The sequence below is a fragment of the Microtetraspora sp. NBRC 13810 genome, from assembly GCF_030268685.1.
Taxonomy (GTDB): Bacteria; Actinomycetota; Actinomycetes; order Streptosporangiales; family Streptosporangiaceae; genus BSRQ01.
In genome coordinates this window covers 157,122-180,012 of sequence record NZ_BSRQ01000019.1, presented here as the reverse complement: position 1 = coordinate 180,012, position 22,891 = coordinate 157,122, and the positions used below count along the sequence as shown (strand labels likewise).

General features: G+C 74.2%; 16 protein-coding genes. 11 read left to right on the top strand and 5 right to left on the bottom strand.

What is annotated here, in order from left to right; genetic code table 11:
• Positions 1 to 205 (top strand): hypothetical protein (locus QSK26_RS31365; RefSeq protein WP_502888762.1); only part of this gene is annotated, 205 nt, incomplete at its 5' end.
• On the opposite strand, the gene QSK26_RS31360 is transcribed toward QSK26_RS31365, so the two are convergent.
• Positions 202 to 837, bottom strand: coding sequence for an HAD family hydrolase (locus QSK26_RS31360; RefSeq protein ID WP_285778908.1), 636 nt, complete (start codon positions 835 to 837; stop codon positions 202 to 204). The genes QSK26_RS31365 and QSK26_RS31360 overlap by 4 nt on opposite strands.
• A 229-nt stretch (positions 838 to 1,066) precedes the next feature.
• On the opposite strand from QSK26_RS31360, the gene QSK26_RS31355 reads away from it, so the two are divergent.
• The 9 genes from QSK26_RS31355 (at position 1,067) to QSK26_RS31315 (ending at position 17,270) form a co-directional block, all read left to right on the top strand.
• Positions 1,067 to 2,809 carry a fatty acyl-AMP ligase gene (locus QSK26_RS31355; protein WP_285778907.1) on the top strand — a complete coding sequence of 581 codons (1,743 nt, stop codon included), beginning with the start codon at positions 1,067 to 1,069 and terminating at the stop codon, positions 2,807 to 2,809.
• Positions 2,810 to 2,817: 8 nt separating this feature from the next.
• A complete protein-coding gene (locus QSK26_RS31350; RefSeq protein ID WP_285778906.1) occupies positions 2,818 to 8,640 on the top strand; it encodes a type I polyketide synthase in 5,823 nt (1,940 codons plus the stop codon).
• The gene (locus QSK26_RS31345) at positions 8,637 to 11,816 is read left to right on the top strand and encodes a type I polyketide synthase (RefSeq protein WP_285778905.1); all 3,180 of its coding nucleotides are present in this window, start codon (positions 8,637 to 8,639) and stop codon (positions 11,814 to 11,816) included. The genes QSK26_RS31350 and QSK26_RS31345 overlap by 4 nt, the downstream gene beginning before the upstream one ends.
• The gene (locus tag QSK26_RS31340; RefSeq protein ID WP_285778904.1) at positions 11,817 to 12,569 is read left to right on the top strand and encodes a thioesterase II family protein; all 753 of its coding nucleotides are present in this window, start codon (positions 11,817 to 11,819) and stop codon (positions 12,567 to 12,569) included.
• On the top strand, positions 12,569 to 13,570 hold the full coding sequence (locus QSK26_RS31335; RefSeq protein WP_285778903.1) for an AfsA-related hotdog domain-containing protein: 1,002 nt from the start codon (positions 12,569 to 12,571) through the stop codon (positions 13,568 to 13,570). Before QSK26_RS31340 ends, QSK26_RS31335 begins: the two co-directional genes overlap by 1 nt.
• Complete coding sequence (locus QSK26_RS31330) at positions 13,567 to 14,907, top strand: MFS transporter (RefSeq protein ID WP_285778902.1); 1,341 nt, start codon at positions 13,567 to 13,569, stop codon at positions 14,905 to 14,907. The genes QSK26_RS31335 and QSK26_RS31330 overlap by 4 nt, the downstream gene beginning before the upstream one ends.
• Positions 14,908 to 14,975: 68 nt before the next feature.
• Positions 14,976 to 15,530: an acyl-CoA thioesterase gene (locus QSK26_RS31325; protein WP_285778901.1), complete on the top strand. Its 555-nt coding sequence runs from the start codon at positions 14,976 to 14,978 to the stop codon at positions 15,528 to 15,530.
• Positions 15,531 to 15,543: 13 nt separating this feature from the next.
• Positions 15,544 to 16,890, top strand: a complete 1,347-nt coding sequence (locus QSK26_RS31320) for a DUF8832 domain-containing protein (RefSeq protein ID WP_285778900.1) — start codon at positions 15,544 to 15,546, stop codon at positions 16,888 to 16,890.
• Positions 16,887 to 17,270 carry a hypothetical protein gene (locus QSK26_RS31315; protein WP_285778899.1) on the top strand — a complete coding sequence of 128 codons (384 nt, stop codon included), beginning with the start codon at positions 16,887 to 16,889 and terminating at the stop codon, positions 17,268 to 17,270. The genes QSK26_RS31320 and QSK26_RS31315 overlap by 4 nt, the downstream gene beginning before the upstream one ends.
• A gap of 70 nt (positions 17,271 to 17,340) precedes the next feature.
• On the opposite strand, the gene QSK26_RS31310 is transcribed toward QSK26_RS31315, so the two are convergent.
• Complete coding sequence (locus QSK26_RS31310) at positions 17,341 to 18,375, bottom strand: cyclase family protein (RefSeq protein ID WP_285778898.1); 1,035 nt, start codon at positions 18,373 to 18,375, stop codon at positions 17,341 to 17,343.
• Between the two features lie 31 nt (positions 18,376 to 18,406).
• On the bottom strand, positions 18,407 to 20,059 hold the full coding sequence (locus tag QSK26_RS31305; RefSeq protein ID WP_285778897.1) for an FAD-dependent oxidoreductase: 1,653 nt from the start codon (positions 20,057 to 20,059) through the stop codon (positions 18,407 to 18,409).
• 297 nt (positions 20,060 to 20,356) lie between these two features.
• Between QSK26_RS31305 and QSK26_RS31300 the strand changes: the two genes are divergently transcribed.
• Complete coding sequence (locus QSK26_RS31300; protein ID WP_285778896.1) at positions 20,357 to 21,160, top strand: AfsR/SARP family transcriptional regulator; 804 nt, start codon at positions 20,357 to 20,359, stop codon at positions 21,158 to 21,160.
• Positions 21,161 to 21,547: 387 nt separating this feature from the next.
• Here QSK26_RS31300 and QSK26_RS31295 read toward each other — a convergent pair whose 3' ends face one another.
• Both QSK26_RS31295 and ypfJ read right to left on the bottom strand, forming a co-directional pair.
• Positions 21,548 to 21,859 (bottom strand): type II toxin-antitoxin system VapB family antitoxin, encoded by a 312-nt coding sequence (locus QSK26_RS31295; RefSeq protein ID WP_285778895.1) that lies wholly within the window; start codon positions 21,857 to 21,859, stop codon positions 21,548 to 21,550.
• A 57-nt stretch (positions 21,860 to 21,916) separates the two neighbouring features.
• Positions 21,917 to 22,792, bottom strand: coding sequence for a KPN_02809 family neutral zinc metallopeptidase (gene ypfJ, locus QSK26_RS31290; RefSeq protein WP_285778894.1), 876 nt, complete (start codon positions 22,790 to 22,792; stop codon positions 21,917 to 21,919).
• Positions 22,793 to 22,891: the final 99 nt, after the last annotated feature.

Sequence of the window (22,891 nt, the reverse complement as noted above, 5' to 3'; positions counted from 1 at the left end):
GACCGACCAGCTCAAACTGCTGGAGGTCTACTCCCAGGCCGCCCGCCAGGTGGCCGAGGCCGAGCTCGACCTCCTGGTGCGGCAGAGCGACTCCGACGCCCTCCTGGAGACCGCCGTGGTCTGGACGCCCCTGGGCGACGCCATCTTCGGCGCGCTGCGCAGGTTCGCCCAGGAGGACGTCATCTACGGCGACCGGGACTCCTAGGCGGCGGTCAGCAGGGCGCTCAGCTGCTTGATGGCCAGCGGGGTGTCGGTGAAGTGCACGGCCTGCCAGCCCGCGGCCTCGGCGCCGGCGCAGTTCTTGGCGAGGTCGTCCACCAGGACGCACTCGTGCGGGAGCACGCCGGCCCTGGCCGCGGCGAGCTCGAAGATCTTCCGGTCCGGTTTGCGGTGACCGACCTCGGCCGAGCTGACCACGTCGGCGAAGACGCCCTCCGGGGGGACCATGCGCCGCCAGTGCGCGTCCCAGGCGGGCGGCATGTTGGACAGCATCCCGACGAAGAGCCCCAGGTCACGCAGCCGGTGCAGCTCCTCCAGCCACAGGTGGTTGGTCTCCCGGCCGTCGAACCAGGTGTCGGCCAGGCTCACCATCTCCACCTCGGCCCCGGTGATCCCCGACAGCACCTCGGCGATCTGCCGGATCCACTCGTCCTCGGTCACGAGGGGGGTGTCCAGGGGCAACATGATGTCGTCGGTGCCGTACCTGGCGGTCACCTCCAGGACCGCGGCGAGCAGCGGCTCGGGCTGCAACCCGGTCTTCGTGCAGAATGCCGCGAACGTGTGGGCGACCGGCGGCGTGAGCACGCCGCCGAAATCCGTCCAGACCGCTTTGATCATTGCCGGTGCCTCCGTTCTGGATAATCCCGGTTCACCATGGCACAGCCTGGTCAGCCTGCTGTCAGGGCTCGATCAAAGCCGGATCACGCGCCAATCACGCCGACTTGACGTACTGTTTCCCCCGGTCTCAAAGTGAACGTTTTCCCGCTTGCCGGTATTCGGAACGGCTGTATAGATTGCCGATTCGTCGGCTGCGCCGGCTATTTATCCAGTCGACCGAAGGCGGGTAATGGTGCAGACAATCCCGAAAACTTCGACGCTTACCGAGCTGATCGCACTGCGAGCACTGGAAAGCGGCCCGGACGTCGCCTATCGTTTTCTCCCCGACGGTGAGCGGGAAACCCACGCGCTCACCTTCGCCGAGCTCGAACGCAAGGTGCGCGCCCTCGCCGCCCTGCTCGCCGGGCACACGGCGCCGGGGGACCGGGCCCTGATCCTGGCCCCGGACGCGGACGACTTCATCCGCGGCTTCCTCTCCTGTCAGTACGCGGGACTCGTCGCGGTCCCGGTCTACCCGCCGCTGCCGTTCGGCGGCCGTCAGGGCACGGACACGCTGAGCGCGATCGTCCGCGACTGCGCGCCCACCGTGGTGATCGCCGCCGTGCCGGACGAGTACCGCGCCTTCCTGCTGGACGGCGCCCCCGAGCTGGGCGGGCTGCCGTGGATCGATCCACGGTCGGCCGGCGAGGCGGAGGAGCGGGCCGCCGAGGGCTTCGACCCCGCGAAGGTGAAGCCGGAGGACGTCTCCTTCCTCCAGTACACCTCGGGTTCCACCTCGCTGCCCAAGGGCGTGATGGTCACCCACCGGGCCCTGATGCACCAGGAGGAGCTGCTGTACCAGGTCGGGGAGTTCAGCCGGGAGTCGGTGATCGTGACCTGGCTGCCGCTCTTCCACGACATGGGGCTGATCGGCAACGTGCTGGCCGGTCTGTACGCGGGCTGCCAGGTCGTGGTCATGCCGCCGCCGGCGTTCATCCAGCGTCCGGCCCGCTGGCTGCGCGCGATCAGCAAGTACCGGGCCACGGTGTCCGGCGGGCCGAACTTCGCCTACGAGCTGTCCGTGCGCCGGGTCCCGCCGCAGGACCGGGAGGGGCTGGACCTGAGCAGCCTGCGGATCGCCTTCAACGGCGCGGAGCCGGTCCGGGCGGCCACCCTTGAGGCGTTCACCGAGGCGTACCGCCCGCACGGGCTGGGCGACGGGGTGCTGTTCCCCTGCTACGGCCTCGCCGAGGTCACGCTGATGGCCACCGGGTCGTGGATCGACGCCGGCCCGGCCACCCTCGACGTCGATCTGACCGCGCTCAACGACGGCCGCCTCGTCACCGGCGGCGACCACCGGATCGTCGGATCGGGCGAGCCGCGGGTGCACCGCCGGCTGGAGATCGTCGATCCGGAGACCTTCCTGGCGGCGCCCCCGGGCACCGTCGGGGAGATCTGGGTCGCCGGACCCGACGTGGCCGACGGCTACTGGGAGCGGCCGGAGGAGACCGAGCGCACGTTCGGCGCGCGGATCGCGGACACCGGCGAGGGACCCTTCCTGCGGACCGGCGACCTCGGCGTGCTGGACGGCAAGGAGCTCTTCGTGGTCGGCCGGCTGAAGGACCTGATCATCGTGGCCGGGCGCAACCACTACCCGCAGGACGTCGAGGCGGTGGCCGAGGCGGCCCATCCGCTCGTCAGACGCGGGTGCAGCATCGCGTTCGGCGCGGAGAAGGCGGGCGCGGAACGGCTCGTGGTGGTCGCCGAGATCAAGCCGGTGCACGAGGCGGAGGAACTGGAGGACATCCGCCGGGCGGTGCGGACGGCGATCGCGTCGGCGCACGCCGTACAGCCGGACGAGGTGATCCTGGTCGCGGCCGGCTCGGTGCCGAAGACCTCCAGCGGCAAGTTGCAGCGCCGCGCGTGCAAGGCCGCGTGGGAGTCGGGCGAGCTGGCCGTCGTGGCCGTCGCCGAGGCCGGAGCGGCCCGATGAGCGGCCCGATGAGCGGCCCGATGGGCGGCGGCGAGGAGCGGGTGGCCGGCTGGCTGATCGGCCGGATCGCCGACATGCTCGGCACCGATCCGGGCCGTATCTCGCCGGACGCGCCCTTCACCCAGCTCGGCCTGTCGTCCATGCAGGCGGTCGAGCTGTCCGGCGACCTGGAGGGCTGGGCCGGGGTGACCGTGTCCCCTACCTTCGCCTACGACTACCCGACGATCGCGGACGCCGCCCGGCACGTCGCCGGGCTCGGCGAGCCGGAGGAGGCTCCGGCGGCCACGGCGGAACCCGAGACGTCCGCGGGCACCGCGATCGCGATCGTCGGCATCGGCTGCCGGCTGCCCGGCGGCGCGGGCGTCAGGGGCTACTGGGACGTGCTGCGCGGCGGCGTGGACGCGGTGGGCGAGATCCCGGCCGGCCGGTGGGACGGCGCCGCGCTGTACGACCCCGACCCGAGCACGCCGGGCAGGATGAACACCCGGTGGGGCGGCTTCCTCGACGACATCGAGGGCTTCGACGCCGACTTCTTCGGCATCTCCACCCGGGAGGCCGCCCGGATGGACCCGCAGCAGCGGATCGTCCTGGAGGTGGCCTGGGAGGCGCTGGAGGACGCGGGCGTCGCCCCCGGCTCCCTGTCCGGCTCGCTCACCGGCGTCTATGTGGGCGCCTCCACCTTCGACCACGGCGCCGGGCTGCTCGGCTCCGGCGGCGCGGCGGAGGCGTACGACGGCACCGGCTCGGCGCTCAGCGTGATCGCCAACCGGCTGTCCTACTGCCTCAACCTGCACGGCCCGAGCATGATCACCGACACGGCGTGCTCGTCCTCGCTGGTCGCCGTGCACCTGGCCTGCCAGGCGCTGCGGAACGGCGAGGCCGACCTCGCCCTCGCCGGCGGGGTGAACGTGATCACCAGCCCGCGGATCGCGCTCAGCTTCAGCCAGGGCAGGCTGATGGCCCCGGACGGCCGGTGCAAGGCGTTCGACCACCGGGCCAACGGCTACGTGCGCAGCGAGGGCGCCGGCATCGTGGTGCTCCGGCCGCTGCACAAGGCGCTCGCCGACGGCGACCGGATCTACGCGGTGATCAGGGGCGGCGCGGTCAACCAGGACGGGCGCACCAACGGCCTCGCGGCGCCGAACCGCCCGGCGCAGGAGGCGGTGCTGCGCGCGGCGTACGCGGCGGCGGGCATCGACCCGGCCGACGTGGACTACGTCGAGGCGCACGGCACCGGCACCGCGGTGGGCGACCCGATCGAGGTCGGGGCGCTGTCCTCGGTGCTCGGCCGGGGCCGGGCCAAGGACCGGCCGCTGCGCGTGGGCTCGGCGAAGACGAACATCGGGCACACCGAGGCGGCGGCCGGCGTGGCCGGGCTGATCAAGACGGCGCTCGCGCTGCACCACGGCGAGCTGCCGCCGACCGTGCACTTCGAGAAGCCCAACCCGCTGCTCGGCCTGGACCGGCTGCCCATCGTCGTACAGGACACCGCGGGCTCCTGGCCGGACCGCGCCGGCACGCCCTCCGTGGCCGGGGTCAGCTCCTTCGGGTTCGGCGGCACCAACGCGCACGTCGTGCTCACCGAGGCGCCGAAGCCGCAGGCACCGAAGCCGCAGGCGCGGGAGACGCGGACGCCGGAGGAGACGCGCGGGTCCGGCGTCCACCTGTTCCCGCTGTCCGCGAGGACCGAGGCCGCGCTGCTGCGCAGGGCGCGCGGCTGGGCGGAGGCCGCCCGGCGCAACGCCGCCGACCCGTCCTGGTTGCCGAGGGCCGCAGCCGCGGCGGCGCGGCGCGGCGACCACGACAGGTTCCGGGCCGCCGCGGTCGTCGCCGACGCCGGGGAACTGGCCACGGCGATGGACGCGCTCGCCGAGGGGCGGCGCCTGCCCGGCCTGTCCGGGCCGCACGCCGCCGGCCGCCGCGCCCAGCGTCCCACCCTGGTGTTCCCCGGTCAGGGCGCCCAGTGGCAGGGCATGGGCCGGAGCCTCGCCGCCGCGCTCCCGGCGTTCCGGGAGGCGATCCGCCGCTGCGACGACGCGATCTCCCGCTGGGTGGGCCGCCGGCTGTGGAGCGACGCGGACGGCCTGGTGGCCGAGGGCACCGCGCACGTGCAGCCCGCGCTGTTCGCCTACCAGGTGGCGCTGGCGCACGCCTGGCGGGCGTGGGGCGTCGAACCGGCCGCGGTGATCGGGCACAGCATGGGGGAGATCGCGGCGGCGCACGTCGCGGGCGCCCTGTCGCTGGACGACGCGGCCCGCCTGGTGTCCGAGCGGAGCCGGCTCCTCACCGAGATCTCCGGACGCGGCGGGCTGGCCCTCGTCGAGCTGGAGGCGGAGGAGGCGGTCAAGGCGATCGCCGGCAGGGAGCACGAGCTGTCCGTCGCCGCGGTCAACGGGCCGCGCGCCACGGTGCTGTCCGGGACGCCCGGCGCCCTGGACGAGGTGGTCGCCGGGCTGGAGGAGCGCGGGGTGTTCGCCCGGCGGATCGCGGTGGACTTCGCCGCGCACAGCCCCGAGGTCGAGCCGTTGCAGCCCAGGCTGAAGGCCGCGCTGGAGGGCATCGAGCCACGCCCGGCCACCACCATGCTGTACTCGACGGTGACCGGCGAGCCGGTCGAGGGCACCGAACTCGGCCCGGCCTACTGGGAGCGCAACGTCCGGGAGCCGGTGCTGTTCTCGCCGACCCTGGAGCGTCTCCTCGACGAGGGGCACGACACCTTCGTCGAGATGGCTCCGCACCCGGTGCTCACCCGCTCGGTCGCCGAACTCGCCGACCACCTGGGCCGTACGGTCACGGTGGTCTCGTCGGTACGCCGTGACGAGGACGAGACGCGCGGGCTGCTGCACGCGCTCGGCGAGCTGTACACCCGGGGCGCGGCCGTGGACTGGGCGGTCCTGCACCCGCGCGCCGCGCACCTGGACCTGCCCCCGCACGGCTGGGCCCATCGGCACTTCCCGCTGCTGACCGCCGAGGCCCCCGCCACGGGTGACGGGGTCGCGCCGGCCGGTACTCCGTGGCGGGGCGGGCTGCTCGGCCGAAGGGTGCGGGTGGGCGCCGAGCCCGACCTGCGGCTGTGGCCGCTGCCCGGCGACCTGGACAGCGCGCCGGAGCTGGCCGACCACGTCGTGGACGACGTGCCGCTGGTACCCGGCGCCTACTGGCTGGCCGCCGCCGCCGAGGCCGCGGCCCAGACGGTCCCGGAGGGCGGTCACGTCGCGCTGCGGGACGTCGTCTTCGAACGGCCGAGCCCGGTCGGCGGGAACCGGCCCGACCTGCAACTCGCCCTGCGACCCGCGGAGCGGGGACGTTCCGACTTTCTGATCACCTCCGACACGGGGAGCGGCCCGGTGGTGCACGCGCGTGGCGTCGTGGTCGAGGACGGCGGGCCGGCCGAGCCGTACCCGTCGCCGGACGAGCTGGGCGGGCGGCTCGCGCCGCCGGTGCCGCCCGGCGATCTCTACGAGCGGCTGGACCGCGTGGGCCTGCGTTACGGCCCGCGCTTCCGCGGGCTGGCCGACCTGCGGGCGGGCGCCGACGAGGCGCTGGCCAGGATGCGGCTGCCCGAAGGGCTGGACAAGGACTGCGCGCCGCTCCACCCGGCGCTGCTGGACGCGTGCTTCCACGCCGTGGCCGCCGCGGCCGGCGACCGGGTGGGCGGCGGCGTGCTGCCGCTCCCCGCCGGGGCCGGGCAGGTGTGGGTGCACCAGGACGCGTCGGCCCTGCGCGAGGGCTGGTGCCACGCCGTCGTCCGCACGGCCACCCCCCGGGAGCTGACCGCCGACGTCACCGTCCTCGACGAGGCGGGCGACCGCGTCTGGTCGATCCGCTCCCTGCGCATCGAACTCCTCGGCCGCCGACCGGCCGAGCAGGGCAGGCTGTACGCCGTCCGCTGGGAGCCCGCCGCGGGCCGGGAGACGGCGACCGCCTCCCGCGAGCCACGCGGCGCCTGGCTGATCCTCGCCGACCGCCTCCCCGCCGACCACACCGCCGCCGCCGGTACCTCTCCCAACGGCACCTCTCCCAACGGGGCCTCTCCCAATGGGGCCTCTCCCAACGGAGCCGCTCCCGGCGGAGTGCTCAGCGGTGCGGGCGGGTTCGGGCGGGCGCTGGCGGCGCGGTTCGCCGCGGCCGGCCGGCCGTACCTGGTGGCCGTGAGCGGGGCGGCCGGGACCGCGGACGAGCGGTCGCTGGGCGACGGGTACGCGAAGGTGCTCGCGGAGGCGGCGGCGCTGCCCGGCGGCCTGTACGGCGTCCTGGACGCGCGCGCGACGGCGGCCGGCGAGCCCGGCGCCGACCTGCTGTACCGGCACGCGGCCGACGCCCTCGGGCTGGCCCGCGCGATGGCCGGGCACGCCTGGCAGGGCGACCCGCCCCGGCTGTGGCTGCTCACCCACGCGGAACGCGCGGAGGCGGGCACGGTCGTGCAGGGGCTCGGCAGGGTGATCGCCAACGAGCACCCCGAACTGGCGTGCTCGCTCATCGACGCGGGACCCGGCGACCTGGCCGTCCTCGAAGGCGTGCTGGACGGCGAGGCGCAGGGCCAGTTCATGGTGCGCGACGGCGTCCTGCTCGAACCGCGGCTCGGCACCGTGCCGGGCGGCGGCGCCACCGCGCCGATCAGGCCCGACGGCGAATACCTGATCACCGGCGGGTACGGCGCGCTCGGCCTGCACGTGGCGCGCTGGCTGGTGGGCAAGGGCGCCCGCCGGCTCGTCCTGCTCGGCCGCGGCGCCCCCGGGCCGGAGGCGCTCCGGGCGGTGGGCGAGCTGCGCGCGGCCGGCGTGCGGGTGCGCGCCGAGCAGGCCGACGTGGCCGACCCGGCGCGGCTCGCCGAGGTGATCGCCGGTTCGCCCGGCCTCGCCGGGGTGTTCCACCTGGCCGGGGTGCTGGAGGACGCGACGATCGCCACCCTCGGCGAGGACGTCCTGCGCAGGGCCCTCATCGGCAAGGCCGCCGGCGCGTGGCACCTGCACAGGCTCACCGCGGACCTGCCCATCGAACACTTCGTCCTGTTCTCCTCGCTGGCCGGGCTCTTCGGCTCGCCGGGCCAGGGGGCCTACGCGGCGGCGAACACCTTCCTCGACGCCCTGGCGGTGACCCGTGCCGCGCGCGGACTGCCCGCCCAGAGCATCGACTGGGGCACCTGGACCGGCTCCGGCCTCGCGGTCACCGGCGGCGGCGCGGACCGTCTCGCCGCGCGCGGCATGCCCCCGCTGGACCCCGCCGTCGCGGTGGACCTGCTGGAGGAGGCCCTGCACAGCGGCGAGCCGCACCTGGCCGCCGCCGCCTTCGACTGGGCCGAGTTCGGCCGGGCCGGACTCGGGCCGATGCTCACCCGTCTGCTGCGCGGCTTCGTCGCCGCGCCGGGTTCGGCGGCCGGCCCGGGTACGGCGGGCGGCGTCCGGGGCGCGGTGCGGGACGCGGTACGGGCGGCCCAGTCCCCGCCCGAGCGGCTGGACGTGCTCCGCGCGTTCCTGCTCGAACAGGCCGCCGCCGTGCTGGGCAGGCCCGCAGCCGAGCTGGACACCTCCGTGCCGCTCCAGGAACTGGGCTTCGACTCGCTGATGGCGATGGAACTGCGCACCCGGCTGGAAACGGGCCTGGACCTGCGGCTGTCGGCGACCGTCGTCTACACCTTCCCCACCGTGGAGGCGCTCGCCGAAGGGCTGCTCGACCGCCTGGGCCCGGCCGACGCCGCCCCCGCGCGGGTCCCCGAGGCGGACGACGCCGTTCTCGGGCGGGTGGACGGCGACCTCGGCGAGATCGAGGACGCCGACCTGGCCGCCCTGCTGTCCGAGGAACTCGATATGCACCGGGAGATGGAAGCATGACCGACCAGCGTGCGCTGCTCGAACGGGCACTGCTCCAGCTGCGCGACACCCGGGCCAGGCTGGCCTCGGCCGAGCGGGCGCGGCGGGAGCCGGTCGCCGTGCTCGGCGCCGGAGTCCGGCTCCCCGGCGACGTCACCGACCTCGACTCCTACTGGTCCCTGCTGCGCGACGGCGTGGACGCCGCCACGCCGATGGTGGACACCGTGGACGGGCACCGCCCGCCGCCCGCCGAGCGGTCCGTGAACGGTCGCTGGGCCGGCCTGCTGAGCCGGGTCGACGGCTTCGACGCGGACTTCTTCGGCATCTCCGCCGGGGAGGCCGCCAGGATGGATCCCCAGCAGCGGCTGGTCCTGGAAGTGGCCTGGGAGGCGATCGAGGACGCCGGACTCCCGCTGGCCGAGCTCCAGCGACGCGGCACCGGCGTGTTCCTCGGCGTGTACGGCAGCGACTACCTCAGCATGCAGTTCTCCGCCCCCTCCATGATCAACACGTACACGGCTCCGGGCGGCGCGCACAGCGTGCTCGCCAACCGGCTGTCCTACCTGCTCGACCTGCGCGGCCCCAGCCTGGCCGTGGACACCGCGTGCTCCTCCTCCCTGATGGCCGTGCACCTGGCGGTCCGGGCGCTTCGGCAGGGCGACTGCGACATCGCGCTGGCCGGCGGGGTGAACCTGCTGCTCTCCCCGCTGTCCACCCTGGTCACCGAGAAGGTGCTGCCGATCGCCCCGGGCGGCCGGTGCCGTTCCTTCGACGCGGCGGCCGACGGGATCATCCGCGCGGAGGGCTGCGGCCTGCTGGTCCTCACCCGTGAGTCGCTGGCGCCCGAGCTGGTGCGCGGCGGGCGGCCCAGGGGGCTCATCCGGGGTACGGCGGCCAACCACGACGGCAGCACCAACGGTCTCACGGCGCCGAATCCCCGGGCGCAGGCGGACCTGCTGCGCAAGGCGCTCGCCGACGCCTCGGCGGACCCGGCGCAGATCGGTTACGTGGAGGCGCACGGCACCGGAACCCCGCTCGGCGACCCGATCGAGATGGAGGCGCTGCGCGAGGTCTACGGCGAGGGCGAGCGGCCGTGCGCGGTCGGCTCGGTCAAGAGCAACTTCGGCCACCAGGAGGCGGCGGCCGGCATCACCGGGCTGATCAAGGCGATGCTGGTGCTCGAACACCGCCAGGTTCCGCCGACGTTGCACCTGCGCGACCTGAACCCGGAGATCGACCTCTCCGGTTCCCGGCTGCACCTGCCGACCGGGCTCGCCCCGCTGCCCGCCGGGGACGTCCCGCCGCTGGCCGCGGTCAGCTCGTTCGGCTTCGGCGGCGCGAACGTGCACGCCATCCTGGAGGCGGCCCCCGCCGAGCCCCCCGCTGTGACCCCCGCCGAGCCTCTCGCCGAGACCCCGGCCGTGACCCCCGCCGAGGAGGCGCCCGGCACGCTGGTGCTTCCGCTGTCCGCGCGTGGCACGGCGGCACTCACCGCGCTCACCCGGTCCTACGCCGCCCTGCTCGCCGACCGCGAGCCGGCCGAGGCGGCGCGGATCTGCGCGGCGGCGGCGACCCGGCGCACCCACCTGACGCACCGGCTCTGCCTCACCGCGGAGACCCCGGCGGAACTCGCCGGCAAGCTCGCCAGGACCGGCCCGGCGGCGGTCCGCCAGGCGCCGCCCCGGCCGCCCCGGGTGGCGTTCGTCTTCGGCGGCCAGGGCTCGCAGTGGGCCGGCATGGGCGTGGAACCGCTGGCGAGCGAGCCCGTGTGGCGCGCGGAGGTGCTGGCCTGCGACGCCGTCGTCCGCGACCTGGCGGGCTGGTCGATCGTCGAGGAGATGACCGCGCCCGAGGGCAGGCTGAACGAGACCGAGGTGGCGCAGGTCTGCATCGCCGCGTTCCAGCTCGGCCTGGCCGCGCTGTGGCGGTCGTGGGGCGTCACGCCGTACGCGGTGACCGGTCACAGCATGGGCGAGGTCACCGCGGCGCGGGCGGCCGGGATGCTGACCAGGGAGCAGACCTTCCGGCTGCTGCTGACCCGGGCCAGGCTGACCGAGGCGGGCGCGCGCAAGGGCGCCATGTGCAGTATCGGGCTGCCGGTCACCGAGGTCGGGCCGCTGATCGCCGGGGAGCCCGAGGTCGGCGTCGGCGCGGTCAACGGCCCGCGGTCCACGGTGGTGTCCGGCCGCAGGGAGGCGGTGGAGCGGGTCATCGAGGCCGCCGAACGGCTGGGCGCGCGCACCAGCAGGCTCCCGGTGGAGTACGGCTTCCACAGCCCGCTGCTGAACGGCTACGCCGACCGGCTCGCGGAGGAGGCCGCCGGGATCACCCCGGTGACCGGCGAGGTGCCGCTGTTCTCCACCGTGACCGGGACCCGGATCGGCGCGGACCGGCTGGACGGCGGGCACTGGGCGCGGAACCTGCGCGAGGCGGTGCTCTTCGCGCCCGCGATCGAGGCCGTCGCGCGGACCGGCGTCACGCTCTTCCTGGAGATCGGCCCGCACCCCGTGCTGCTGCGGGACATCGGCGAGACGCTGGAGACGGCGGGGGTGCGGCACCTGGCGGTCGCCGGGCCGCGCCGCAACCGGTCCGCCGCCGCGGGCCTGTCCCGCGCGGTGGGCGACGTCTACCAGGCGGGCCTGGAGATCGACTGGGCGGCCGTCCTCGGCACCCCGGCCGGGCGGGTGGACCTGCCCGGCCACCCCTGGCAGCACACCCGGCACTGGCTGCCCGCCGCCCCGGCGGCCCCCGCGTCCGTGCCCCCCGCGCCCGGGTCCGCCGGGTCCGGGTCCGCCGGCTCTGTGCCTCCCGCGTCCGTGCCCGCCGTCTCGATCACCGCGGTCCCGGTGCCCGCCACGGCTGTCCAGGCCGGGCCCCGGCGGCCCGACCCGGCGAGGATCGAGACGCTGGCCCTCTACGTGCGGCAGCACATCGCGGCGGCGCTGAACGTCGACGACCTGGACCAGGTGCCCGCCGACCGGCCGCTGCGCGACTTCGCCCTCGACTCCCTGGTGATCGTGGAACTGAAGAACCAGGTGGAGAGCGAACTCGGCGTCACCGTGCCGCTCCAGGCGCTGCTGGGACTCCTCACCGGCGGCACGGCGACCGACCTGGCCGCCGCCGTCGCCGCCGCCGAGACCGGATGGACCGAACCGGAGGCCGACATGCGCATCCGCACCGCCGTGGCAGGAGGATAGATGACCTTACGCACATCGACCGCGCTGAGCAGGCTCGGCGAGCAGTGGGGCGCGGCCACCCGGCTGGTCTGCTTCCCGCACTCCGGCGGCACCCCCGCGATGTTCCGCGGCTGGACCGCCGGCCTGGCCCCGGACATCGAGGTCTGGGGGGTGACGCTGCCCGGCCGGGCGGCCCGCGCCGGGGAGCCGTTCGCCCGGGAGTGGGCGCCGCTGGTGGCCCAGGTCACCGAGGCGGTGCTGGAGGAGGTACGCCCGCCGGTCGTGCTCTTCGGGCACAGCCTGGGCGGCCTGCTCGCCTACGAGGTGGCACGGGCGATGAACCGGGCCGGTGAGCCGCCCGCGCACCTGGTGGTGTCGGCCCGCGCCGTGCCGCTGACCCCCTACCCCCTCACCCTGCCCGACGGCGATATGGAACTGATGGAGGCCGTCGACCGCATCTACAACGGTGTGCCCGACTCGGTGCGCCGCTCGCCCGACATGGTGCGGCACTTCGCCCCGATCCTGCGGGCCGACCTGGAACTCGCCATCGCCTACGCCTTCCGTCCCGGGCCGCCGCTGCCCTGCCCGATCACCGCGCTCGGCGGGGTGGACGACCCCAACGTCGCGGTCGGGGAACTGAGCGGCTGGAGCCGGTACACCAGCGCGGACTTCGCCTGGCGGAGCTTCCCCGGCGGCCACTTCTACCTGGGCGGCGCCCAGGACGAGGTACTCGAGACCATCTGGCGACGAATCACCCAAGGAGTCCTGAGTTGATGTCCGAACGTGTCGGATCCGCGCTCGTCGGCGAGCGGCTCGGCTTCGAGCACACCGTGCCGCGCGCCATCGCCCACCGCCAGGCGGTCGGGGAGGTGTTCGTCACCGACTCCACGCCGGGCCCCGACGGCGAATACCTCGTCGCCGTGCAGCTCCCGCGCGCGCACAGCCTGTGGTACGACCGCAGGTCCCGCTTCCACGACACCTTCTCCACGGCGGAGGCGGCCCGGCAGGGGTCCTTCGTCGTGCTGCACCGCTACTTCGACGTGCCGGTCGGGCTGCCGTTCAGCCTGCTGCGCTGGGCGTTCAGGATCGAGGACCTGAACGCCTACCGGGACGACGAGCGGACTCCGCTCCAGGGCGTGCTGCGTTACCGGGTCACCGACAAGGGCCGCAAGGGCGCGGGCTTCGGCGACATGACCCTGCACGGCGAGCTGACCATCGGCGGGAGCACGGCCATGACGCTCACCGGCGACGTGGTCTTCTTCAACGCCGACGACTACCAGGTGCTGCGCACCTACCAGCAGTCCACCAAGCCGCCCGCCGACCCGGCGCCGGCCCCGCCGCGGCTGGACCCGCTGCTGGTCGGCCGGATGGACCACCGCAACGTCGTCATCGGCGAGGCGGCGGACGGCTTCCAGTACGTCATCGACACCTCCCATCCGTCCTACTTCGACCACGCCTACGACCACGTGCCCGGTCCCTTCATCGTCGAAGGCTTCCGGCAGGCGGCGATCGTCACCGCGACCAGGGCCGGGGCGCTGCCCTCGCCGGTGGCGGCGGTGACGGCCTGTTCGACCACGTTCGCCGGTTTCGGCGAGTTCGGCGCCCCGCTCACGACGTCCGCGGAGGTGACCGGGCGCGACGGCGGGCGGGTCACCGTCGAGCTGGGCCTGCACCAGTACGGCAAGCGGCTCGCGGACGCGACCGTGGAACTCAGCCCGTACCCGGCGCCACTCGCGGACGCGGCCGTCGAGCTCACCCCCTACCCGGCGTCATGACCAGCACCCTGAGCCCGGCGCCGCCGGCGTCCACCGGCGCGGCCTCCCGCCCGCCGAGGGGCGCGGTGACCGCCGCCGCGCTGACCGCGTTCACCGCGCTGCTCGCGATGAGCGTGACGAACCCGGCACTGCCCGCGGTCGAACGCGACCTGGCCGTCCAGCCCGCCGTGAGCCGGTGGGTGGTGCTCGGCTACGGGCTGGCGGCCGTCGTCGCCGCGCCGTTCGCCGCCCGCTGGGTGGCACGGACGGGGCCGCGCCGGGCGATGCTGCTCGGGGCGGCCGGGTTCGCGGCGAGCACGGTGCTGTGCGGGCTGGCTCCGGGGATCTTCGTGCTGCTGGCGGGCCGGGTGGCGCAGGGCGGGTTCGCCGGGCTGCTGGCCGTACTGGTGCCGGTGCTGGCGCTGCGGGCCGTCCGCCCGGTCACCGCGCTGAGCGTCACCGCGGTGGTCGGCTCGCTGGGCGCGCTCGCCGGGGCCGCCGCGGGTGGCGGCCTGCTGCCCGCGGTCGGCTGGCGCGGCCTGCTGCTGGTCCTCCTGCCCCTGGTGGCGGTCTTCGCCTTCCTGGCCGCCCGGTCCCTCACCCCCGGAACCGCGGTCGGCTCGCCCGCCGGGATCGGCGGCAGGGTACCCGCCGGGCCCGGTGGTGGCGTGCGGCCGGTGCTCGGGCTGGCGGTGCTGGTGGCGCTGGCCACCGCCGACGGGGCGATGCTGGCGTTGTACCCGTTCTTCATGTTCCACGGTGAGATGCAGCAGAGCGCGCTGCCCGCGCTGGGGCTCGCCCTGGGCGCGCTGCCCGTCGCCATGGTGGCGGCGGGGGTGGCCGGCGGGCGGCTGGCGGACCGGCGCGGGCCGTTCCCCGTGATGGTCGCCGGGGCGCTCGTCGCGGCGGCCGGGGCGCTGCTCACCATGCCGCTCACCCCGGACTGGTCGGCCGGCGAACTCGGCCTCCGGCTCCTCCTGACCGGCGCCGGCATGGGCCTGTACGGCGGCGCCGCCCAAGCCCTCGCCCTCCACGCGATGACCAACCCGACCACCAAGACCAACACGACCACCACGACCACCACCCCGGGCACCACGGGCACGACCGGTGTGACGACCGTCGATCGCATCGGCGCCGACGGCGCCGCCGGTGTGGTCGCCAGGGCCGCGGCCCGCGTGCAGGTCGCGCGGGGCGCCGGCTTCGTCCTCGGCCCCCTGTTCGCCGCCGCGCTGTGGGCGGCGTCGGGCTACTTCTCCCGGATCGGCATGGGCACGGCGCTCCTCGCGTGCGCCGCCGCCATGCTGCTGGCCGCCGTCGCGTCGATCCCGTTGCGCGCCGGCTCATCCCGCACCACGTAACGCACGATCGACCACCCGCCGGACTCCACCGGTCTGTGGCGACCCCTCGACCCGTAGTGAGGAACGCGATGAAGAACCCGATCCACGAGATGGTCACCGAAGCCGCCACCCACACCTGGTTCCGGTCGGCGACGGTCCCCGGCGAGCAGTACGCGACACCCACGCCCACCGTGCCGATCCAGGAGCCGCGGCCGGTGGAGCCGGTGACCGGGCGGCACATCTTCCACCGCCCGGTGCGGTTCGCCGACATCGACGCCCACGGGCACGTGAACAACGTGCGCTTCGTGGAGTACCTGGAGGACGCGCGGGTCGCGCTGTTCTTCGAGTTCGTGCGCAGGTTCCAGGACGACGGCGGCCCGGAGAGCCCGCTGCTCGGCATCGCCATCGCCCGGCACGAGGTGAACTACCGCCGGCCGCTGCGGTTCCGGCACGGGTCGGTGCGGGTCGAGTCCTGGGTCACCAAGATCGGCATGGTGCGCTGTGAGCTGGCCGCCGAGATCCGGGACGACCACGACGTCTTCGTCGAGACCCGGTCGGTCGTGGTGGCCATCGACCTGGCGACCGAGCGTCCGCGCCGGTTCACCGCCGACGAGCGCGCCTTCCTCCGGCGCTACCTCACCTGACCCAGTCGTGATCATGCGCGGGCTGGTCATCCTGCTGCTGTTCCTCGCCGTGTCGACGATGGCGTCACCGGCCGCGGGGGACGTGGTCGGCGCCGGCGCCGACGCGCGTTTCACCCAGACGATCGCCGGGACCGAGCTGACGGTGGTGGTGCGGAGCGCCGCCAAGGTCCCGGCCGACCTGCGCGTGGAGGTCGTCGCCTACCGCCCGGTGCCCGACCTGGCGGTGCACCTGGCGATCCGGTCGACGGAGACCGGGCACACCTCGCGCGCCACGGTGACGTTGAAACGGGACCGCCCCGGCGTCCACCCCGCCACCCTGCGGGTCACCCGGGCCGGGCCGCACGAACTGGAGCTGCGGGCCGGCGGCGACGTCTCCGTCGTGCCGTTCCGGATGCTCGTCTCGGCCGCCTCGCCGTGGGAGTTCCTCATCCACGGCGGGCTGTACGCGGCCGGCATCCTCGTCGTCGGCGGGCTGCTCACCGGCGGCCTGTCCCGCCGCCCCTCCGCGTTCGCCGTGTACGGCGGGGCGACGCTCGCCGTCGTGGCGCTGACCTCGGCCGCGCTGTCGCCCGCCCTGCCGCCGCCGGTCCCCGACGGGGCCGCGCCCGCCCCGCCCGTCCCGCAGACCGGCCGCCCCTACGCCCTGGCGCGCGTCGCCACCATCCCGGACCGGCCCGCGACCGGCGAGGACTTCACCCTCCGCCTGGACCTGCACGACGGTTCCACCGGCCGCCCGGTCGACGACCTCAACCTCTACCACCAGGCGCTCGCCCACCTGGTCGTGACCAGTGACGACGGCGGCTTCTTCCGCCATCTCCACCCGTTGCGCACCGCTCCGGGCCGGCTGGAGGCCCGGCTGCGCGCCGACCGGCCCGGCCGTTACCTGGCCTACGCCGAGGTGGAGCGTGAGGGCTCCGGCACCCAGCTCGTCTCGGCGGAGTTCACGGTCACCGCCGCGGCCGGCGCGCTCGCCGCACCCGCCGTGCCCGCCGAATCGGGGGCGGGCACGGGGGCGCCGGTGCTGACGCCGGCCCGGCCGGTGGCGGGGCGGCCGGTCACCGTCGAGCTGGACACCGGGCAGGGCGGCATCCAGCCGTGGCTCGGCATGGCCGGGCATCTGATCGTGCGCGACCGGGAGGGCGGCTTCCTCGGCCACGTGCACGAGTCCGGCTCGATGAACGCCGGCCCGGACGTCCGGCCGCCGCAGGAGGGCGCCGCCGCCTACGGGCCGCGGCTCCGGTTCACGTTCAGCTTTCCGGAGCCGGGCCGCTATCTCGCCTGGGTGCAGTACGCGAGGAACTTCCACATCGAAACGGTGCCGTTCGTCATCACGGTCGCCGGGGAGGACGTCACGCCATGAAACGGCTCATGATCGCCGGCATTCTCGTAGCGGTCGCGGTCCTGGTCTTCGCGCTCGGCGGCTGGGGTTCCGGCGACGTGGAGGCACGCGCCGCCGGCCGGCTCTACTCGGTCACCGTGACGGTGCGCGAGCCCGCCGCCCGGCCGCTCACCGTCGGCATCGAGGTGGCCCCCGCATCGGCGGACACCGTGACGGTCTCGACCGTGATGCCGCAGATGGGGCACGCCACCCCGGAGATCTCCGCCCGTCGCCAGGAGGCCGGGCGTTTCCTCGCCACCGGCGAACTGGTCACCATGAACGGCGTGTGGGAGTTCGCGGTGCGGGTGCACGGCGCGGCGGGCGAGGAGGTCGTCACCGTCCCCGTCCTGGTCGCCGGCTGACCCCGCGAAAGGGGTGACCCCGCGGCCGGCGGTGGGGTCGGGCCGCCGGCCGCGGGGTCTTCGGGGGGTGTCACAGGAGGGCGAGTGCCCGGACGGGGGCGCCGTAGCCGCCGCGCAGCTTGGCGGCGCCCACCACGAGGGTCGCGCCCCGGTCCGGAACGGTGTCCAGCGCGGCCAGGTTCTCTATGCCGTACCGGCCGGTGGTCAGCAGCATCCGGTGGACCAGCGGCTCGCGCCTCGTGCCCACGTCGAGGCTGCTCGTGTCGGTGCCGAAGCCGACGACGGACCGCTGGTTGATCAGGAAGTCCGCGGCCTCCGGGCTGATCCCGGGGAACCGCATCACCTGGGCGAGCGCGTCGAACTGGAGGTAGGCGGCCGGGTCGGAGACGCGCCGGTACCATCCGCTGTCGCTGGCGACGAAGGCGCGCTCGGGGATGGGGCCGTTCTTTCGCTCCCACTCCCGGAGGTCCTTCACGGTCAGCTCGGTGATGTTGTCCCGGGCGGCCCGTCCGGCGATGCGGACCACGCACAGGGGGACGACGAGGTCCTCGGCCCTGATCAGGTCCACGGTCGGCAGTCCCTCCCTGGAGTGCGCGGGCACGTCCATGTGGGTGCCGGTGTGCTCGTTGAAGGTCCACTCGGCGGTGTTGAACCCGGCGACGTCCTCGAACATCACCTGCCGTCGCACCGGCCTGCGCACGTAAAGCTGGAACACCGGGAAGTCGGGGCCGAGCGGGTGGGTGAGGTCGAGGACCTTCCCGGTGCGGGCCGCGGCGGCGGGCGGTGCGGCCGGCGGCGCGGCGGCCGGGTCCCCGGCGGCGCGGGCGGGCAGCCAGGCCACCGCCGCGCCCAGACCGCCGCCCACCACGCCCGCGAGCGCCGCCCGCAACGCCTGCCGCCGCCCGACACCCCGCTCCTCCCGGTCCCGGCCCCCGGGACCGGCACCCGCTCCGTCCCCGCCAGGGGAGCCGGGAGCGGCGGCTGTTCCGTCCCCGCCGAGGGAGCCGGGGGCGGCGGTGTCAGGGGGCGGTGGGCCGTGGGGGTGGCCGCAGGCGGCGCCGGGGGAGCCTTCGAGCGCGGCCATGATCGTCTCTGGGGAGCACATGGGACTGCCTTTCTCCGATCCGGCGCCCGGTTCAGCCCTGGGCGGGCGAGTCGGGCGCCATGGGCACCGGCTCGCGGCGTGGCGGCTTCGGCATCCCGGTGAGGGTGGTCAGGTCGAGCGTGGCGGAGGCGTCGGCGACGTATCCGTCCGGTCGTACCAGGACGAGCCTGCTGCCGTTCAGCGCGCCCGCAGGGGCGTACCCGGGAGGAAGCAGGTAGGCGTCCGGGCCGGCCCATTCGCCGTCCGCGTCCGGCTCGGTGGCGCTGAGCAGCACCAGCGGGCGCAGCCGGTCGGCCAGCGGCGCGACGGCGGTCAGCACGTTCCGCACCCGGACGGCGTCCGCGCCGTTCGCGCCGTCGGCGTCCGCGAGGACGACCAGCACGTGCCGCGGGTCGGCGAGCAGCGCGCTCAGGCGCACCTGGGGCCCCTCGCCCACCGGCACGAGATCGGTGTCGGCCAGCCCACGGGGGCCCAGCGCACGACGGCCGCCGCGCGCGCCCACCGCCGGGCTGCGCCGGTAGTCCAGGTCGTCCTGGGTCAGTGTGGGCACGATGCGGCGCTCCATCACGCCGGCCCGGTCGAGCGTGCCGAGCAGCGTGTCGCGCAGGACCCGGCCGATCGGCGAGCGCACGGTCCACAACCGGGTCTGCTGGTGCGCGCCGCGCAGCACCGAGGCGGCCACCGGCGAGCGCTCCGCCTCGTAGGCGGCCAGCAGGGCGTCGGCGTCGGCGCCGTCGTGGATGAGGGCGAGCTTCCAGCCCACGTTGGCCGCGTCCTGGATGCCGGTGTTCAGGCCCTGGCCGCCGGCCGGGCTGTGCACGTGCGCGGCGTCCCCGGCCAGCAGGCAGCGCCCGGACCGGTACCGCGCCGCCTGCCGCATGTGCACCAGGAACCGCGTGCTCCACCGCAGATCCCGGATCGTCACCTTGTACGGCGCCCGCTCGTCGGCGAGCCGCTGCAACTCCTCCAGGGTCGGCGCGGTGTCCGGCGAGCCGACCCCGGTCCCGTCGGCGAACACCCGCAGGCCGTCGCCGGGCAGCGTGACCAGCACCAGCACGCCCTTCGGGTGCAGGTGGTAGTGCGCCTCGCCGGGCGGCACCGGGCTGTCCACGTCGCCGTCGCCGAGCACGAAGCTCTGCGTGTAGGTCTGCCCGCCGAACGGGATGCCGGTGAGCTCGCGGACGCGGCTGTGCGCGCCGTCGCAGCCCACCACCCAGCTCGCCGCGAGCTCCTCGGTCGTGCCGTCCGGCCCGGTGAGCCGTACCTCGACCCGGTCGCCTAGGTCGCTGAGCGTGTCCAGCCGGGTCTGCCACTCGACGTCCACGCCGAGGTCGTGCAGCCGCTTGACCTGGATCTCCTCGACGGCCGGCTGGGTGATGCCGAGCATGGTCGGCATGCCGTTCGGCATCTCGGCGAGCCGTACGGTGGCGACGTTCCTGCCGCCTGACCAGTAGCGGGCGGCGCTCATCCGCAGGCCGGCGTCGATCACCTCGGCCGCGATGCCGTGCCGGGCGAGCACGTCCAGGGCGCCGGGCCACAGGGCCACCGCCCTGGCCTGGTTCGCCGGCCGCTCCCGCGCCAGGTCGATGATCCGGCAGGCCACGCCCTGCCTGCGTAGCTCCGTGGCGAGCGCGAGACCCGTGGGACCGGCTCCGACCACCAGCACGGGCAAAGAATTCTTCACGATGCCGAACTCCGTTCACTTCATAAATGATTTGGCGTCCAGGCCGGATCTTCGTCTGGCAGACTAGTCGGAGACGGCGTGTCGCCCATTCCCGTAAGGAAGTAGTTCGGGAAGAACTAACGACCCGGATTCGTGCCTCCAAGGAAACGCGCGATGTCTCTTAGGGCGTATTGACATGCTGCTTAGGATCCCTATCCCCGCGTGATGGCCCGGACGGCGGGTGAGCGCCGCATACCCTGCCGAGGTGAGCTGAACGGCTTTCTGGATTGTCAGCACAACTGAAGAAATGGGGATTTGATGATCCAGTTCGGTGTTCTGGGTTCTCTCGAAGTGCGGACAGCGGCGGGGGCCCGTTCGCCCAAGGGTCCCAAGGCGCGACAGGTCCTGGCCTTACTCCTGCTTCGAGCCAACGAGGTCGTCGACGTCCACACGCTCGCCGAGGAGCTGTGGGACGTGAACCGTGCCCGGGGTGGGGTGGGGGCCATCCGAACCCATGTCTACAACCTGCGTTCCGCGCTCGCGGCCGACGAGGTCACCAGCGCGGCGGCGGACATGCTGGTGACCGAGTCCACCGGCTACATGCTGCGGGTGGAGCCGGCCCAGCTCGACGCCCTGCGGTTCGCCGAGCTCGTGGAGCGGGGCCGCGAGCTGTTCGGCGCCGGGATGGTCGCGGAGTCCGCGCGCGGCCTGCGGGAGGCCCTGGCCATGTGGCGGGGGCGGGCGCTGGCCAACGTCACACCCGGTCCCGTGCTCTCCCGGCACCTCACCTACCTGGAGGAACTACGCACCAGGGCCATCGAAATGCGCGTCGAGGCGGACATGCTGCTCGGCAACCACCGGGAGCTGGTCGCCGAGCTGCGCACGCTCATCGCGGCCAGCCCGCTCAACGAGTGGTACCACACCCAGCTCATCGACGTGCTCTTCCGCTCGGGCCGCCGGGGCGAGGCGCTGCGGGCCTTCCACAGCCTGCGCAAGCTCCTCGACCAGGAGCTCGGCCTGGAGCCCTCGGCGGACGCCCGCAGGCTCCAGCACGAGATCCTGGCCGCGGGCTCCGAACGGGTGCCGGGCGACACCTGCGCCGTCTGCGCGCACGCCCGCTGACGGCGGAGGTAGGGATTTCTTTCCTTTACGCCGAGATGAATGGGGGTTACGTTACGTGTGCTCGGCAAACTCCGGTTATCCAGGGAGGGCGATCATGGCCGGATGCACCTGCGGACACGGGTCCTCGTGTTCCTGCTCCAAAGGCTGCAGCTGCGGCTGCAACGGCTGACCTTTTCAGCCCGGCTTCTCGGCCTGGCTTCTCGGCCTGGCTTCTCGGCCTGGCTTCTCGGTCAGGCTTTTCAGTCCGGCTTTTCCAGCTCGGCGTCGGCGGGCAGGTTCCGGTACTCGCGTCAGAGGATCGTTTCGCTTTTCGCACGCGAAGAACTCGCGGGCTGGGACCACGACCTCCGGCGCCGCACGCTCGCCGGTCTCCGCGCACCCTGACCGTCAGGGGCGCTCCTCCTCGGCGGAGAGTTCGAGGATGCGCGCGTGCAGGACGGACCGCTGGTGCAGGGCCGCCCGGAGGGCGCGGTGCAGGCCGTCCTCCAGATACAGCTCGCCCTGCCACTGGACCACGTGCGGGAACAGGTCACCGTAGAAGGTGGAGTCCTTCGCCAGCAGCGAGTGCAGGTCGAGCACGGCCTTGGTCGTGATCAGCGAGTCCAGCCGGATCTGCCGGGGCGGGATCTGAGCCCACTCCCTGCTCGACAGACCGTGTTCCGGATAAGGGCGTCCTTCGCCGACCATCTTGAAGATCACCCTATGCAGTTTATGGGGAAATCCGGGTTCGTGCCTTCCCGAAATGCCCTCCGCAGGTCAGATGCCCTGGGAGAAGGTGTCGCAGCGCCGCGGTTCGCCGCTCTCGTAGCCGGTGGTGAACCATTTCACCCGCTGTTCCGAAGTGCCGTGGGTGAACGCCTCCGGGTTCACCCGGCCGGTCGACCGCTCCTGGATCCGGTCGTCGCCGACGGCCGCGGCGGCGCTCAGCGCCTCCTCGATGTCGGACCGGGTGAACGGCTTCGCGTAGAAGCCGGTGTCCACGGCGTTCTTCGCCCACACCCCGGCGTAACAGTCGGCCTGCAACTCCAGCCGCACGGACCCGCTCTGCGCGCCGCTCCGGTCGCCCTGGACCTCGCTCATCGTGCCGGTGAGATTCTGCACGTGGTGGCCGTACTCGTGGGCGATCACGTAAGCCTGGGCGAACGGGCCGCCCTCGGCGCCGAACTGGCTCTTGAGCTGGTCGAAGAAGCTCAGGTCCAGGTAGACGCGCTGGTCGCGCGGGCAGTAGAACGGGCCGACCGAGGAGTCCGCCGTGCCGCACCCGGTCTGCACCACGCCGGAGTAGAGCACGGTCTTGGCCGGCCGGTAGGAGTCGCCGGCGAAGGCGCCCCGCCAGTAGTCCTGGATGCTGTTGACCACGCCGACGACGCGGCACTTCTCCGACTGGTCGGCGTCCTGACCGGTCCGGCACTGGGCGGACAGGTCGGAGTTCGGCTGGAGCTGCGGCTGTCCGGCGCCGGTGCCGCCGCCGGTGATCGCGCCGGGGTCGAATCCGAACAGCAGTGCGGCGATGAGCGCGACGATCCCGGTGATGCCGCCGCCGATGGCCAGCCCGCCGCCGGGAAACCCGCCTCTGCCGCCCGTGTCCTCGACCTGTGAGGAGTCGAGCTGGGCGTCGTCCCTGAAGTCCATCCCACGTCCCCTTCCGACCGGGGGCCCGGCCGTGCGACGGCAGGCCGGGCCGCCCGCCCCTCCTGCCCCGAGAGGACGGGGGCAATCCCTGCCCAGGTT